Genomic DNA, 14,896 nt, shown 5'->3' with positions numbered 1-14,896 from the left:
GCGGTCTCCTCCTAAAGAGTAACGGAGGAGCTCGAAGGTACGCTCAGCGCGGTCGGACATCGCGCACTGTGTGCAAAGGCATAAGCGTGCTTGACTGCAAGATCGACGGATCAAGCAGGTAGGAAACTAGGACTTAGTGATCCGGTGGTTCTGTATGGAAGGGCCATCGCTCAACGGATAAAAGGTACTCCGGGGATAACAGGCTGATACCGCCCAAGAGTTCATATCGACGGCGGTGTTTGGCACCTCGATGTCGGCTCATCACATCCTGGGGCTGTAGTCGGTCCCAAGGGTATGGCTGTTCGCCATTTAAAGTGGTACGCGAGCTGGGTTCAGAACGTCGTGAGACAGTTCGGTCCCTATCTGCCATGGGCGTTGGAGATTTGAGAGGGGCTGCTCCTAGTACGAGAGGACCGGAGTGGACGAACCTCTGGTGTTCCGGTTGTCACGCCAGTGGCATTGCCGGGTAGCTATGTTCGGAAGCGATAACCGCTGAAAGCATCTAAGCGGGAAGCGCGCCTCAAGATGAGATCTCCCGGGGCACAAGCCCCCTGAAGGAACCATGTAGACTACGTGGTTGATAGGTCAGGTGTGTAAGTACAGCAATGTATTGAGCTAACTGATACTAATGATCCGTGCGGCTTGACCATATAACCTCAAGTTGCCTTGGCTTTACGACAACGTCGTAAGAGCATCCAAGTGCACGCTACGTCACAAGAACTATGCGAGGCTGGCGCCTTGTCCCATCGGGACGAGTGCGACTCTCCAAAAGCCTCCCTGGTGAAATTAGCGCTGTGGAACCACCCGATCCCATCCCGAACTCGGAAGTGAAACGCAGCTGCGCCGATGGTAGTGTGGCTCAAGCCATGCGAGAGTAGGTCATCGCCAGGGTTTATACCCAAAACCCCGCTGCTCACGCAGCGGGGTTTTTCTTTGTGCGCAGGAAAATGCAGCTGCTGGAATGCACCGGTAGATCCAGGCACTGCATGGATAGGTGGAATGGGCCTGCGCGATGGACGTGTCAAGCTCGCTGGCCAGCACCCGGCACTACCGGTGATGGGGCCATGCAATGCATCCGGCGGTAGTATCGGCAGGTCCACGCCATGCGTGATGCGTGGGGTGGGCATGCGCACTGCGCGCGGCGTGGTTGCCGGCCCGCGGCCGTCACTACCGAAGGATTGATACCACCGGGTCCTGTGCTTCCCGTGATCCATGCTTCCCGTGATCCATCACGCAGGACACATGAAAAAAGACGGCGCCCTGCGGGCGCCGTCTTTACGAGGATGCTGCTGACGGCGGAGATCAGGCGACCAGCGCCACGCCCTGTGACTCCTGCCGACGGAACACCGACACCGCATCATCCAGCGTGCCCGCCTGCGACTGCAGCTCGCGTGCTGCGGCAGTTGCTTCCTCCACCAGCGCAGCATTCTGCTGCGTGGCCTGGTCCATCTGCACCACGGTCTGGTTGATCTGCTCGATACCGATTGACTGCTCCTGCGACGCTGCGGATATCTCGCGCATCAGGTGGCTGACATTCTCGACACCCCCCACGATCCCCTGCATGCGTTGGCCGGCATCCGCCACCAGCTGGGCACCTTCGCCCACCTGGCGGCCGGCTTCGTCTATCAGCCTCTTGATCTCCTGGGCCGCCGCCGCCGAACGCTGCGCCAGCACCCGCACTTCACTGGCCACCACCGCGAAGCCTCGGCCCTGCTCGCCGGCGCGCGCCGCCTCCACTGCCGCATTCAGCGCCAGGATGTTGGTCTGGAACGCGATGCCGTCGATGACGCCGGTGATGTCGCCGATCCGCTTCGACGCGCCCTCGATGGCCTGCATGGTGTCGACCACCCGCTGCATGGCCAGGTTGCCGTCGCTGGCCGCGTCCTGCGTGGAGGACGCCAGCGCGCTGGCCTCCCGCGCATGGGCGGCGTTCTGGCGCACGGTGGCCGTCAGTTCCTCCATGGAGGCCGCGGTTTCCTGCAGATGCGCCGCCTGCCGCTCGCTGCGCTCGGACAACGCACCGTTGCCGGCAGCGATCTCACTGGCCGCGGTACTGATCGACGATGCGCAGTCCTGGATGCGGCCGACCATGCGTGCCAGCTGTTCCGCGGTGGCATTGGCGTCGCGCTGGATGGCAGCGAAGGCGCCGTGATACTCGCCGTGCATGCGCCGATCCAGGTCGCCGCTGGCCAGTGCCGAGAGCATCTGCCGCACTTCGTCGATGGTGCGGCCCAGCGTATCCAGCAGCTGGTTGATGCCACCGGTCAGGCCATCGAGGAAGCTCGCCCCTTCGGTGGCCTGCAGGCGCTGGTCGAGGTCACCGGCGGCAGCGGCCGCAACGATGCCGGCGACGGCGTTCTCCAGCGTGAGTTCTTGGGTGCGGTCATGCCACTCCACGGCGAAGCCCAGGCGCAGGCCCTGCGCGTCGAACACCGGCGTGACCACCTGGGCGAAGTGCACCGGGCCGATCTGCACCTTGCCGTTGTGCGTGACCTGCAGGCCGTTGAGGATGGCGCGGATGCGGTCCGGGTTGGCGTGGAAGCGATGGATGCTGCTGCCCACCAGGCGTTCGGCATCGAAGTCAGGGAAGGCCTGGCGCAGCGTCGCCTGCTGGTTGCGTAGCAGGGCCACCACCGAGCGGTTCACATAGCGGATCACGTGGTCGTTGTCTGCGATCATCATTGCGGTGCGCGAAGCATCCAGCGCCTGGCGGATCTGCGCGTTCTCCGCATGCGAGGCGGCCTCACGACCGCGCTGGGCCTGTACATGGCGCGCGGTGTCGGCCAGTGCATGGGCCAGCGAACCCGGTGCGTAGGCGCGCGTGTCGGCATGTGCCGCAAGATCCGCGCCGGTGGCAATGTCGCGTGCCAGCGCGGCGAGGCGGCGCGGGCCGTGGCCCAGCGCTTCGGTCTGCTGGCGCAGGCGCAGCGCGACCTGGCCGAGGAACAGGGTCAGGCCGACGAACAACCCTGCCTGCAGCAGCGTTGGCCACACGGCCGCGCCTTCAAGCAGCGGTGCAAGCAGCGCGAGGGTGCCGACGCCACCGGCCAGCCAGACCGGCACGCGATCACGATGGCTCAACAGAACACTCAGCAGCAGCGCGACAGGCAACGCGGGCGACAGCCCGACGATCGCGCACAGCAGGGCCAGCTGCAGCGACAGCAGCACCGCCAGGGCATTGCGGGCGAAGCGCTTGCCGGCCTGCGGACCGGCCAGCCACAGCGCAGGCAGCAGTGCAGCCGCAGTGGTCCAGGCGCCCGGCAGCTGCGGACCACCGCGCAAGGCCAGTGCCAGGCCGGTGACGGCCAATGCTGTGCTGCCGATCAGCAGGCGACGATCGGCGCGGTGGGCAAGCTGCTGCAGATGCGGCAGGCGAGCACTATCGGGGGGGCGGGAGGATGCAACGGACATCGGCGACTCCTGGATCAGCAAACGACAACGGCCACGCCGCGACGCCCGCACGAATGCGTCGCCAGAACGGGAACCGGGGATTCGGGGAATGCGACGCGGTCAGCGACGCGCAGACGGGGCGCCGTGACCCCATCCTGTGGGTAACGGTGCAATGGAGCGGGCATGCGGACTTCCTTGCAGAACCAGACACACGCCGCAGGCCCGACCGGGCCCGCGTGCTGCGGGCACAGCGGCCCGCAACTGATCTATCGGCCGGAAGTGCGCAGAGTGAAGTGCGCGGACGCCGTGACTCAGCCCGCGTTGTCGGTGCTGAAGAAGTGCAGGATCACTGCGGCGACCTGCGCCGGGTCTTCCATGTGCAGGTGATGGTTGCCGGGAAACACCGCCAGCCGCCCATCACGCAGGTGCTGCAGGCGATCACTGCGCATCGGTTCGGGATAGTACGACTGTGCCGGTGTGGCATAGATCACCTGCGTCGGGCAGGCGATGGCCTGCAGCAGGTTGTCGATCTGCCCTTCGCTGAGGCGGATCGCGGTCGGCAGCATCAGGCGCGGATCGCTGCACCAGCGATAGCCACCCTCGACCGGCTCCACGCCGCGTTCGACCAGCAGGCGTGCACAGCGCTCGCTGAGCTGGTTGGTCATCATCCGCGCGCGGATCGGCGCGGCCAGGTCGGGGAACACGCGCAGCTGCTTGCGCCCCAGCCCACGCGTGGCATTGACGTGCTCGCGCAGGCGGTTGGCTGTTTCTTCCTCGGGACCGCGCAGGCCGCCGAGCGCTTCGATCGCCACCAGGCGCTCCACCCGATCACTGACCGAGGCGGTAAGGCTGGCGATGCCGGCGCCCATCGAATGGCCGAGCAGGCTGAAATGGTCCCAGCCCAGCGCATCGGCCACGTCGAGTACGTGGCAGATCGCGGCGGCCGTGGTGTAGCTGGCACCGGCCGGCAGATGCGCGCTGTGGCCGTGGCCGGGCAGGTCGATGGCCACCAGCTGCAGCGTGGCCAGGTGCGGGGCCAGTGGTACGAAGCTGGCGGCATTGTCGAGCCAGCCATGCAGGGCCAGCACGCGTGGGCCGTCGCCATGGTTGCGCAGGCCGGCGACGCGCGCGCCACCGACCTCGAGTTCAAATGGCTGCAGGCTCATGCCAGCGAGGCCACGGCCAGCCGTGCCAGTGCGCGCGCATGTTCCGGTTCGGCGTTGAGACACGGGATGTAGCGCATTTTCGCGCCGCGCTCGGCCAGCGTCTCGGTGAAGCCCAGCGCCACTTCTTCCAGCGTCTCCAGGCAGTCAGTGGCAAAGCCCGGGCAGACCACGTCGATCTGCTTCACACCGGACTCGGCCAGCGCCCACAGGCTTGGCTCCGCATACGGCTGCAGCCAGCGCTCGCGGCCGAACCGCGACTGGTAGCCCATCTGCCACTCGTCGCTGCCCAGGCCCAGCGCGCTGGCGATGGCCTGCGCACTGGCCTCGCAGCGCTGCGGATACGGATCGCCACCATCGGCCAGGCGCTGCGGGATGCCATGGAAGGAGAACATCAGTTTCTGGCCACGACCGTGCTGCTCCCAGTAGCGCCGGATCGAGCCGGCCACGGCCTCGACCCAGCCCGGATCGACCGAGTAGTCGCGCACCAGGCTGACGGTCACGCCCGGGTTGCGGCGCTGCCACGCATCGACCCGGTCTTCGACCGAGGCGGTGGTGGTGGTGGAGTACTGCGGGTACAGCGGCAGCACGACGATGCGGCGAGCGCCGTCGGCGGCCAGACGGTCGAGCTCGCCGGCCAGCGCCGGTTCGCCGTAACGCATCGCGTGGCGCACCGTCAGGGTCGGCAGCAGGGCCTGCATGGCCTGCGCCAGCTGGCGCGTATGCACCATCAGTGGTGAGCCGTCGGGCAGCCAGACCTGCGCGTACTTGGCCGCCGAACGGCTACTGCGCAGCGGCAGGATCAATCCACGCAGCAGCGGCTGCCACAGCAGCGCCGGGATCGAGACCACGCGGGGGTCGGACAGGAATTCAGCCAGGTAACGGCGAACGGCGGGGGCCGTCGGCGTCTGGGGCGTGCCTAGGTTGACCGCCAGCACGGCGGTATCGGGAGCGTCGAGCATGGTCGCTATTGTCGCCGATCCGGCGTGGCACCGGGATGCAGGGTTCGGATTGGACGCATAGCGCGCGCCTATATGAGCAGGGAACGCTCATAGGATATTCATGACAACACTACTAATTTCAGTCACTTGCTATATCTTCCTATGGACTGACTTCTGGAGCCTGCCATGCGTCGCCCGATCCAAGCCCTGCTGATCGCCGCCAGTCTGCTGTCCAGCCAGGCCATGGCCGGGCCGCAGGAAGACCAGCGTGCGCGCAACGCCGTGCGTGTGCTGGCTGAAATCCAGGAAATCCCTGAACAGGGCATTCCGGACAAATTGCTCGACGAAGGCCGCGCGGTCATCGTCATTCCCGACACGATCAAGGCCGGTCTGGTCATCGGCGGTCGCCGCGGCCATGGCCTGATGTCGGTGCGCATGGCCAACGGCGCCTGGTCCAACCCGGTGTTCGTGAAGCTCACGGGCGGCAGCATCGGCTTCCAGGCCGGTGTGCAGTCTTCCGACGTGGTGCTGGTATTCCGCAACGATCGCAGCCTGGACAACCTGGTCAACGGCAAGTTCACGCTGGGCGCCGATGCCGGCGTCGCCGCCGGACCGGTTGGCCGCAATGCTGCGGCCGCCACCGATGGCCAGCTGAAGGCTGAGATCTGGTCGTGGTCGCGTGCCCGCGGCCTGTTCGCCGGGGTGGCCCTGGACGGTGCGGTGCTGCAGATCGACGACGCCGCCAACCTCGACGCCTACGGCAGCAACACCACGCCGCGGATGATCTTCGAAGGCCGCGCCGCCGGTTCGCCGTCGATGGACGTGGTCGCCTTCCGCGATCGCCTGGAAGAGGCCACCTACGCCGCCCGCAACAACCGCAACGGCAACGGCGGCAGTGCGCCGCGTCCGGCAGCGGCGCCGGCGGTCGCCCCGGCGCCTGTTCAGGCAGCGCCGGCTGCTCCGGCCGAAGCCACCACCGCCCCGTTGCAGAACGTGCCGCAGAACCCGCCGCCGCAGCAGCAGGGCTTCCAGCCGGTGAACGACGGCGAGATCCGCACGGAAACGCTGGGCGGAAACTGACTTTCGTCACGCGCGCCGGCTGACAGCCGGTGCGCTATGCTCGACAGCCTGATCACTAACGTAACGAGCGTCTTTATGGGCAGTTTCAGCATCTGGCATTGGTTGGTCGTGCTGGCCATCGTCCTGCTGGTGTTCGGCACCAAGCGCCTGACCAGTGGCGCCAAGGACCTCGGCTCGGCGGTCAAGGAATTCAAGAAGGGCATGCGCGACGACGACAAGCCGAACGCGCAGCTGGGTGATGAGTCGCGCAGCCAGGACGCCTCGCGCACCGCGCAGGACGAGCACGACCGCAACGCACGTTGATCCGGAGCGGTTGCGGTGTTCGATATCGGCTTCAGCGAACTGCTGGTGATTGCAGTGGTCGCCCTGGTGGTGCTCGGTCCCGAGCGCCTGCCCAAGGCGGCCCGCTTCGCCGGCCTGTGGGTGCGTCGTGCCCGCAATCAGTGGGATTCGGTGAAACAGGAACTGGAACGCGAGCTGCAGGCCGAGGAGATCAAGCGGCAGATGCAGGACGTGCGCCAGGGCATGCAGGACACCGAGAACCAGCTGCGCGCCAGTGGCGAAGCGATCCGTCGCGAAGCCCAGCAGGCGCAGCGGCAGGGCGATGATCTGGTGCAGGAAGTCCGTGCACCAGCGCCTGCGGATCTTCCGCCGCACATGAGTGCCGCGCCCGATGCGGTTGAACCGACGCAGGACGGTGGTGCCGCCGAGCCGGTTTCGGCCGCGCCCGCTGAAGCCGGTACGCCGCCGCCGGTGCAGAGCACGGAGCGCCAGCCATGAGTGAGCAGGATTTCGGCGAGAGCTCGCTGGTCGAACACCTGGTGGAGCTGCGCGGTCGCCTGGTGCGCGCCTTGCTGGGCCTGGGCGTGGTGCTCCTGGCGCTGCTGCCGTTCACCCAGAAGCTGTACAACGCACTGGCCGAACCACTGGTGTCGCAGCTGCCCAACGGGCAGACGATGATCGCCACCAATCCGGCCGGCGCGTTCTTCGCGCCGCTGAAGCTGACCTTCTTCGTTGCCTTGTTCGTGGCGGTGCCGTGGCTGCTGTACCAGCTGTGGGCGTTCGTTGCGCCCGGCCTTTACGCGCGTGAAAAGCGTCTGGCGGTGCCGCTGCTGGTGTCGTCGGTGCTGCTGTTCTACACCGGTTGCGCCTTCGCCTACTTCCTGGTGCTGCCGGCGGTGTTCCACTTCCTCACCACCTTCAGCCCGGAGGTGATCGCCATTACGCCGGATGCGAATGCCTACCTGGACTTCGTGCTGGCGATCTTCTTCGCCTTCGGCGGCAGTTTCGAACTGCCGGTGGCAATGGTGATCCTGGTGCTGCTGGGCTGGGTGACGCCGCAGCAGTTCAAGGAAGGCCGCGGCTACGCGATCGTCGGCATCTTCGTGGTGGCGGCGGTGCTGACCCCGCCGGACGTGGTGTCGCAGCTGATGCTGGCGATCCCGATGTGCCTGCTGTACGAGCTCGGCATCCACGCCGCGCGCTGGCTGGTGCCGTCGTCGGTACTGAAGAAACCCGCCGCCTGATCCGGTAGCGCCGGGCCGTGTCCGGCGTGTTTCGGTTCGATGCGATGGCGCCCGCCGGGCATGGCCCGGCGCTACCGTTGAGCGCTGCTCAGGCGTGGAACACGTCGCTGGAGCTCGGCGTGGACGGAATCGGCGGCGCTGCGCGGCTGCCGCGGTGCACGAACATCTGCTTCCACGCGGCATAGACCGCGCCGACATACAGCGGCATCAGCACCGTGGTCAGTACCAGCTGGGCGATGAAGGCGGCGGCCAGCGGGCCACCGATCAGCATCGCGATCTGGATCACGATCACGAACAGGATGTACATGCAGAACGCGGCGATCAGGCCGAGCACCGCGAACACGATCATCGCGCCGATGTTCTCGATGCAGCCCTGCAGGCTCAGGCGCAGCGCGTGCATGCCGCTCTGCTTGTCGAACACCACCAGCGCCGGCTGGGTGAACATCGCCAGCGACAGCGCAACCGCGCTCAGGAACACCAGCAGCATCCACAGCGCGATGCGCTTGGCCGGCAGGTTGGCAACCAGCGCGGCGGCATCGTCCGGCTTGATCTGCTGGCCGCTGCGGCTGATCTCTTCCATCTTGGTCATGACCTCGCTGAAGGCGGTGAAGCCCTCGCGACCGATCATCATGAACAGCAGCGCGCCCAGCAACAGCACCGCCAGTACCTGGATCGCCAGCGGCACCAGCAGGTGGCTGACGCGGTGGTCGCGGATCGGCTGCAGCAGGTGCGAGGCCAGGCCCGGGCGGCCCTCATCGATTTCGCCCACGGCATACAGCATGCCGCCGAACATGATCGGCGAGATGGCCAGCGTCATCAGCTGCACGGCCATGCCGGCGGCGCCGGGAATCAGCGTCGACAACAGCGTGACCACCCAGCTCACCAGCAGCCAGGTCAGGCCGATCCGGGCCAGCTGCAGCGGCGCACGCCGGTACAGGGAGAACGTATCCAGCAACCACTGGGCGCCCGCCGAAGCCGGCAGCTTGCGAATCTCTTTCATGGACATCCGGGAGGGACAGGAGGGGCCGGGCGCGTGCCCGTGCCGCCGATTATCCCTGTTTTGCCATCGGCTGGGCTGAAGACAGCCGCGCCTGGCGGACGAAGCGCCGCAACAGCTGGCGGGCCAGCGGCGCGGCACTGACCGCGCGCTCGATGCTGCGGGCGCAGCCGCCATGTCGGCCGATGCAGTCGGCGCGGGCACGCACGTAGCCACGCATGTGGTGGGTGGCGAACTCCGGATGGAACTGCACGCCCCAGGCCTGGCGGCCCCAGCGGAAGGCGTGGCAGCCGTCCAGCGGCGACCGCGCCAGCACCTCGGCGCCGTCGGGCGCGCGCAGCACGGTCTGCAGATGGGTGGCGTGGGCGGCGAAATGCTGCGGCAGGCCCTGGAACAGCGGGTCCTGTGCGGCCTGCGGCTGCAGTTCCAGTTCGATCGTGCCGGACTCGCGGCCGGCCGGGTTGTAGGCCACCTCACCGCCCAGCGCATGCGCCAGCAGTTGATGGCCGTAGCAGATGCCGAACACCGGCAGGTCGTCGTGAGCGGTCTGGCGCAGCCACGCGGCGCTGCGCTCGCTCCAGTCGGCATGGTCGGTGACGAAGGCGGCCGAGCCGGTCACCAGCACGCCGGCGAAGGCGTGCGGGTCGGGCAGGGCGCCACCGTGCTCGACATCAACCACCACGGTCTCGTGTTCTTCCAGCCCGGCGGCGACGCGGATCCAGTGCGGAAAGCGACCGTAGCGGCGCAGCGACGGTACCGGGCGGCCGGTTTCAAGGATCAGGAACGGGGCTGGGTTCATCCGGGGGCGGCAGGACTGACAGGACTTCCTCGATTGTAGTCAGCCCCTGCGCCACCTTTTCAAGCCCAGCCTGGCGCAGGGTTCGCAGCCCTTCAGCCCGCGCGGCACGGGTGAAACCGGCCAAGTCCATGTCGGCGCGGATCTGCCCGCGCAGCCGCGAACCCAATGGCAGCAACTCATACAGGCCGATGCGGCCGAGGAATCCGGTGCGCCGGCACTCCAGGCAACCGACCGGCCGACAGGGCGTGGCGGCATCTGGATATGCACCATGGCTATCAGCCAGCACCGCCCAATCGGCCGCGCCGAGGCTGTGCGGCTGCTTGCAGTGCGGGCACAGCGTGCGCACCAGGCGCTGGGCGAGGATGCCGTTGAGGGTACTGGCCAGCAGGTAATGCGGCACGCCCAGGTCGAGCAGGCGGGTGACCGCCGATGGCGCGTCGTTGGTGTGGAGGGTGGACAGCACCAGGTGGCCGGTCAGCGAGGCCTGCACCGCCATCTGCGCGGTCTCCAGGTCGCGGATCTCGCCGATCATGATGATGTCCGGGTCCTGCCGCAGCAGGGTGCGTACGCCGCTGGCGAAGTCCAGGTCGATGTTGGCCTGCACCTGCATCTGGTTGAACTCGGGCGCGATCATTTCGATCGGGTCTTCCACCGTGCACACGTTCACGTCCGGCGTGGCCAGCCGCTTCAGCGTGGAATACAGGGTGGTGGTCTTGCCCGAGCCGGTCGGGCCGGTGACCAGCACGATGCCGTGCGGGCGCTCGACCAGCGCATTCCAGCCAGCGGCTTCCTGCGGGCTGAAACCGAGCTGGTCGATGCTCTTGAAAGCCGCATCCGGGTCGAAGATGCGCATCACGCACTTCTCGCCGAAGGCGGTGGGCATGGTCGACAGGCGCATCTCGACCTCGCGGCCACCCGGCGACCGGGTCTTGATGCGGCCATCCTGCGGGCGCCGGCGCTCGGCCAGGTCCATGCGGCCTAGCACCTTGATGCGGCTGACCACCGCGGTCATCACCGCCGGCGGCACTTCGAACACCTTGTGCAGCACGCCGTCGATGCGGAAGCGCATGCGCCCCATCTCGCGGCGCGGCTCCAGGTGGATGTCCGAGGCGCGCTGTTCGTAGGCGTACTGCAGCAGCCAGTCGACGATGTGCACGATGTGCTGGTCGTCGGCGTTGACGTCGCCGGTGCGGCCCAGCTCGACCAGCTGCTCGAAGCTGGGCAGGGTGGTGCTGGCCTCGCCGCGCACGTCGCCGCGGGCACCGCGCACCGAACGGGTCACCCCGTAGAACTCCATGGTGTAGCGGTGCAGGTCCAGCGGGTTGACCACGGCCAGCTCGATGCGACGGCGGGTCAGGTGCTGCAGGTCGCGGCGCCATTCCTGCACCAGCGGCTCGCTGGTGGCCACCAGCACGCGCTCGGCATCCACCGCCAGCGGCAGGAAGCGGTGGCGGCGGGCGTAGGCATGCGACACCAGCGCGGTGACCGCGGCGACGTCCACCCGGGTCGGGTCGATGCGCAGGTAGCGGCTGCCGGTGCGCTGCGCCAGCCACTCGGTCAGGCGTTCCAGGGTCAGTTCGCCGCCGCCGGTGGCGGACAGCTTGAGGTTGGACAGCAGCACCAGTGGATGCACTTCACTGGCGTTGCGCGCGCCCTGCGCGGAGAACCGCATGCGCTCGCGGTCCTGCTCGGCCACCAGGCCATCGCCGATCAGCGCCGCAGCAATCTGCTCGAAATGCAGCCGTCCCCAGGGCAGCGGGACGCCGCCCGCCTCGCCGGGCGTGCCTGCCGGCAGCCGATGTTCCATCTGCCTGCTCCTCCCGGGTACGGAATGCCCCGCAGGTCGGCCGTTATACTAGCGCACCCCCTTGCCGGCCAAGACTCGTACGCATGTCCGCGACCCCGACCGTTCCGATCACCTTCCAGGGCCTGATCCAGACCCTGAACCAGTTCTGGGCCCAGCAGGGCTGCGTGCTCATCCAGCCGCTCGACCTGGAGGTGGGCGCCGGTACCTTCCACCCGGCCACCTTCCTGCGTGCGATCGGTCCGGAAGGCTGGAATGCGGCCTACGTGCAGCCCTCGCGCCGCCCGACCGACGGCCGCTACGGCGAGAACCCGAACCGCCTGCAGCGCTACTACCAGTACCAGGTGGCGATGAAGCCGGCGCCGGACAACATCCAGCAGCTGTACCTGGATTCGCTGAAGGCACTGGGCATCGACCCGCTGGTGCACGACCTGCGCTTCGTCGAGGACAACTGGGAATCGCCGACGCTGGGTGCCTGGGGCCTGGGCTGGGAAGTCTGGCTCAATGGCATGGAGGTGACCCAGTTCACCTACTTCCAGCAGGCTGGTGGCCTGGAGTGCCGCCCGGTGCTGGGCGAGATCACCTACGGTCTCGAGCGCCTGTGCATGTACCTGCAGAACTGCGACAACGTCTACGACCTGGTCTGGACCTACGGCCCGGACGGCCAGCCGGTGACCTACGGTGATGTTTACCACCAGAACGAGGTGGAGCAGAGCACGTACAACTTCGAATACGCCGACGTGGACGAGCTGTTCCACCGCTTCGATGCCTGCGAGCGCGAAGCGCAGAAGCTGGTGGAAGTGGACCTGCCGCTGCCGGCCTACGAACAGGTGATGAAGGCCAGCCACACCTTCAACCTGCTCGATGCACGCCGCGCGATCAGCGTGACCGAGCGCCAGCGCTACATCCTGCGCGTGCGCGCGCTGGCCCAGGCGGTGGCCAAGGCGTACTACGAGCAGCGCGAGAAGCTGGGCTTCCCGGGCGCGAAGAAGGCCTGACGGCCGCTCCTTCCCTCTCTTAATTTCCGGGGCGCCGGACGCGTCGCGCGCTGCGCCCCCACCACAGGATCGAACCGATGAGCCAACTGTCCCCCCTTCTGATCGAACTGGGCACCGAGGAGCTGCCGGTCAAGGCGCTGCCGGGCCTGGCCCAGGCCTTTTTCGACGGTGTTGTCGACGGCCTGCGCAAGCGCGGCGTCGCGCTGGAACTGGGCGATGCGCGCCCGCTGTCGACCCCGCGCCGCCTGGCTGTGCTGCTGCCGGGCGTCGGCCTGGAGCAGCCGGAACAGCACAGCGAAGTGCTGGGCCCGTACCTGAACATCGCGCTGGACGCCGAAGGCCAGCCGACCAAGGCCCTGCAGGGTTTCGCGGCCAAGGCCGGGATCGACTGGACCGCGCTGGAAAAGACCACCGACAACAAGGGTGAGCGCTTCGTGCACCGTGCGGTGAGCCCGGGCGCGAGCACCGCCAGCCTGCTGCCGGAGATCCTGCGCGAGGCGATCGCGGCGATGCCGATTCCCAAGCCGATGCGCTGGGGCGACCACGCCTGGGGCTTCGCCCGCCCGGCGCACTGGCTGGTGCTGCTGCACGGCGCCAACGTGGTCGAAGCCGAACTGTTCGGCCTGCAGGCCAGCCGCGTGAGCCGTGGCCACCGCTTCCACCACGACCAGACCGTGTCGCTGGCGCAGCCGCAGGACTACGTTGAAGCGCTGCGCGCTGCGTTCGTGCTGGTCGACCCGAGCGAGCGCCGCGCGCGCATCGTCGCCGAGGTCGAGGCCGCTGCGGCCAAGGCCGGTGGCAGCGCCCGCATCACCGACGACAACCTGGAGCAGGTGGTGAACCTGGTCGAGTGGCCGTCGGCGGTGCTGTGCAGTTTCGAGCGCGCCTTCCTGGCAGTGCCGCAGGAAGCACTGATCGAAACGATGGAGATCAACCAGAAGTTCTTCCCGGTGCTGGATGCCGCCGGCACGCTGACCGAGAAGTTCATCGGCATCGCCAACATCGAATCGAAGGACGTGGCCGAAGTGGCCAAGGGCTACGAGCGGGTGATCCGCCCGCGCTTTGCCGATGCCAAGTTCTTCTTCGACGAGGACCTGAAGCAGGGCCTGATGTCGATGGGCGACGGCCTGAAGACGGTGACCTACCAGGCCAAGCTGGGCAGCGTGGCCGACAAGGTGGCGCGCGTGGCCGCACTGGCCGAAGTGATCGCAGCCCAGGTCGGTGCCGATCCGGCGCAGGCCAAGCGGGCTGCCGAGCTGGCCAAGAACGACCTGCAGTCGCGCATGGTCAACGAATTCCCGGAACTGCAGGGCATCGCCGGCCGCCACTACGCCGTGGCCGGTGGTGAATCGGCCGACGTGGCGCTGGCCATCGACGAGGCCTACCAGCCACGCTTCGGTGGTGACGACATCGCGCTGTCGCCGCTGGGCAAGGTGCTGGCCATCGCCGAACGCGTCGATACGCTGGCCGGTGGTTTCGCTGCAGGCCTGAAGCCGACCGGCAACAAGGACCCGTTCGCGCTGCGCCGCAATGCGCTGGGCCTGGCCCGCACGATCATCGAAAGCGGCTTCGAACTGGACCTGCGCGCGCTGATGGCCAGCGCCAATGCCGGCCTGGCCGCGCGCAACGTGCAGGCCGATGTCGGCGAGCTGTACGACTTCATCCTCGACCGCCTGAAGGGCTACTACGGCGACAAGGGCGTGCCGGCCACGCACTTCAACGCGGTGGCCGAGTTGAAGCCGGCCTCGCTGTACGACTTCGACCGCCGCCTGGATGCGATCGGCACCTTCGCCGCGCTGCCGGAGGCAGAGGCGCTGGCCGCGGCCAACAAGCGCATCCGCAACATCCTGCGCAAGGCCGAGGGCGACATCCCGGCCCAGATCGATGCATCGCTGCTACAGGAAGACGCCGAACGCGCGCTGGCCGAAGCGGTTACCGCGGCCATCGACGACACCGGCGCCAGCCTGCACCAGAAGGACTACGTGGCCGTGCTGGCGCGTCTGGCCCGCCTGCGCCCGCAGGTCGATGCGTTCTTCGATGGCGTGATGGTGAACGCCGAAGACCCAGCGCTGCGTGGCAACCGCCTGGCGCTGCTGACGATGCTGGGCGAGCGCCTGGGCAAGGTCGCGGCGATCGAGCATCTGTCGAGCTGAGATGTGGTGCCAAGCAAGCTTGGCACCCACCGATAGTGCCGGTGG

Annotated in this window: 12 protein-coding genes and 2 rRNA genes (1 of these 14 only partly in view); 8 read left to right on the top strand and 6 right to left on the bottom strand. The window is 67.5% G+C overall.

Features of this window, described 5'->3' with window-relative positions:
* Both QP512_RS20045 and rrf read left to right on the top strand, forming a co-directional pair.
* A 23S ribosomal RNA gene (locus tag QP512_RS20045) occupies nucleotides 1–650 on the top strand; it begins 2,230 nt to the left of the window's first position.
* Nucleotides 651–776: 126 nt separating this feature from the next.
* Nucleotides 777–891 (top strand): 5S ribosomal RNA (rrf, locus tag QP512_RS20040).
* Nucleotides 892–1,302: 411 nt separating this feature from the next.
* Here rrf and QP512_RS20035 read toward each other — a convergent pair.
* From QP512_RS20035 to hemH, 3 genes are all read right to left on the bottom strand, one after another.
* Complete coding sequence (locus tag QP512_RS20035) at nucleotides 1,303–3,411, bottom strand: methyl-accepting chemotaxis protein (protein WP_286070410.1); 2,109 nt, start codon at nucleotides 3,409–3,411, stop codon at nucleotides 1,303–1,305.
* 290 nt (nucleotides 3,412–3,701) lie between these two features.
* Nucleotides 3,702–4,556 carry an alpha/beta hydrolase gene (locus QP512_RS20030; RefSeq protein ID WP_286070409.1) on the bottom strand — a complete coding sequence of 285 codons (855 nt, stop codon included), beginning with the start codon at nucleotides 4,554–4,556 and terminating at the stop codon, nucleotides 3,702–3,704.
* Complete coding sequence (gene hemH, locus QP512_RS20025) at nucleotides 4,553–5,515, bottom strand: ferrochelatase (RefSeq protein WP_286070408.1); 963 nt, start codon at nucleotides 5,513–5,515, stop codon at nucleotides 4,553–4,555. Before hemH ends, QP512_RS20030 begins: the two co-directional genes overlap by 4 nt.
* A gap of 165 nt (nucleotides 5,516–5,680) precedes the next feature.
* Between hemH and QP512_RS20020 the strand changes: the two genes are divergently transcribed.
* From QP512_RS20020 to tatC, 4 genes are all read left to right on the top strand, one after another.
* Nucleotides 5,681–6,574: a YSC84-related protein gene (locus tag QP512_RS20020; RefSeq protein ID WP_286070407.1), complete on the top strand. Its 894-nt coding sequence runs from the start codon at nucleotides 5,681–5,683 to the stop codon at nucleotides 6,572–6,574.
* 75 nt (nucleotides 6,575–6,649) lie between these two features.
* Nucleotides 6,650–6,877: a Sec-independent protein translocase subunit TatA gene (gene tatA / locus QP512_RS20015; protein ID WP_049443854.1), complete on the top strand. Its 228-nt coding sequence runs from the start codon at nucleotides 6,650–6,652 to the stop codon at nucleotides 6,875–6,877.
* A gap of 15 nt (nucleotides 6,878–6,892) precedes the next feature.
* A complete protein-coding gene (gene tatB / locus QP512_RS20010) occupies nucleotides 6,893–7,354 on the top strand; it encodes a Sec-independent protein translocase protein TatB (protein ID WP_286070406.1) in 462 nt (153 codons plus the stop codon).
* Nucleotides 7,351–8,100 (top strand): twin-arginine translocase subunit TatC, encoded by a 750-nt coding sequence (tatC, locus tag QP512_RS20005; RefSeq protein ID WP_286070405.1) that lies wholly within the window; start codon nucleotides 7,351–7,353, stop codon nucleotides 8,098–8,100. Before tatB ends, tatC begins: the two co-directional genes overlap by 4 nt.
* A gap of 88 nt (nucleotides 8,101–8,188) precedes the next feature.
* Here the strand turns inward: tatC and QP512_RS20000 are convergent, their stop codons facing one another.
* The 3 genes from QP512_RS20000 to QP512_RS19990 are packed head-to-tail and all read right to left on the bottom strand — an operon-like array spanning nucleotide 8,189 to nucleotide 11,703.
* Complete coding sequence (locus tag QP512_RS20000) at nucleotides 8,189–9,100, bottom strand: BPSS1780 family membrane protein (RefSeq protein ID WP_286070404.1); 912 nt, start codon at nucleotides 9,098–9,100, stop codon at nucleotides 8,189–8,191.
* Nucleotides 9,101–9,149: 49 nt separating this feature from the next.
* Complete coding sequence (locus tag QP512_RS19995) at nucleotides 9,150–9,896, bottom strand: glutamine amidotransferase (RefSeq protein ID WP_049430273.1); 747 nt, start codon at nucleotides 9,894–9,896, stop codon at nucleotides 9,150–9,152.
* Nucleotides 9,868–11,703 (bottom strand): GspE/PulE family protein, encoded by a 1,836-nt coding sequence (locus QP512_RS19990; protein WP_286070403.1) that lies wholly within the window; start codon nucleotides 11,701–11,703, stop codon nucleotides 9,868–9,870. The genes QP512_RS19995 and QP512_RS19990 overlap by 29 nt, the downstream gene beginning before the upstream one ends.
* An 83-nt stretch (nucleotides 11,704–11,786) precedes the next feature.
* On the opposite strand from QP512_RS19990, the gene glyQ reads away from it, so the two are divergent.
* A complete protein-coding gene (gene glyQ / locus QP512_RS19985) occupies nucleotides 11,787–12,698 on the top strand; it encodes a glycine--tRNA ligase subunit alpha (protein WP_286070402.1) in 912 nt (303 codons plus the stop codon).
* 77 nt (nucleotides 12,699–12,775) lie between these two features.
* On the top strand, nucleotides 12,776–14,851 hold the full coding sequence (glyS, locus tag QP512_RS19980) for a glycine--tRNA ligase subunit beta (protein ID WP_286070401.1): 2,076 nt from the start codon (nucleotides 12,776–12,778) through the stop codon (nucleotides 14,849–14,851).
* Nucleotides 14,852–14,896 lie beyond the last annotated feature (45 nt).

Origin of the sequence: Stenotrophomonas sp. 57 (assembly GCF_030291075.1) — a bacterium.
Classification (GTDB): Bacteria; Pseudomonadota; Gammaproteobacteria; order Xanthomonadales; family Xanthomonadaceae; genus Stenotrophomonas.
Note: the sequence above shows the minus strand (reverse complement) of the source record. Positions and strands in the feature narration are given on the sequence as shown.

Bases quoted from the DNA above. Each gene is read 5' to 3' on its own strand.
- QP512_RS19995 (WP_049430273.1), bottom strand. From the start codon at position 9,896: ATGAACCCAGCCCCGTTCCTGATCCTTGAAACCGGCCGCCCGGTACCG.
- QP512_RS20000 (WP_286070404.1), bottom strand. From the start codon at position 9,100: ATGAAAGAGATTCGCAAGCTGCCGGCTTCGGCGGGCGCCCAGTGGTTG.
- QP512_RS20020 (WP_286070407.1), top strand. From the start codon at position 5,681: ATGCGTCGCCCGATCCAAGCCCTGCTGATCGCCGCCAGTCTGCTGTCC.
- QP512_RS20035 (WP_286070410.1), bottom strand. From the start codon at position 3,411: ATGTCCGTTGCATCCTCCCGCCCCCCCGATAGTGCTCGCCTGCCGCAT.
- hemH (WP_286070408.1), bottom strand. From the start codon at position 5,515: ATGCTCGACGCTCCCGATACCGCCGTGCTGGCGGTCAACCTAGGCACG.
- QP512_RS20030 (WP_286070409.1), bottom strand. From the start codon at position 4,556: ATGAGCCTGCAGCCATTTGAACTCGAGGTCGGTGGCGCGCGCGTCGCC.
- tatA (WP_049443854.1), top strand. From the start codon at position 6,650: ATGGGCAGTTTCAGCATCTGGCATTGGTTGGTCGTGCTGGCCATCGTC.
- tatC (WP_286070405.1), top strand. From the start codon at position 7,351: ATGAGTGAGCAGGATTTCGGCGAGAGCTCGCTGGTCGAACACCTGGTG.
- glyS (WP_286070401.1), top strand. From the start codon at position 12,776: ATGAGCCAACTGTCCCCCCTTCTGATCGAACTGGGCACCGAGGAGCTG.
- glyQ (WP_286070402.1), top strand. From the start codon at position 11,787: ATGTCCGCGACCCCGACCGTTCCGATCACCTTCCAGGGCCTGATCCAG.
- QP512_RS19990 (WP_286070403.1), bottom strand. From the start codon at position 11,703: ATGGAACATCGGCTGCCGGCAGGCACGCCCGGCGAGGCGGGCGGCGTC.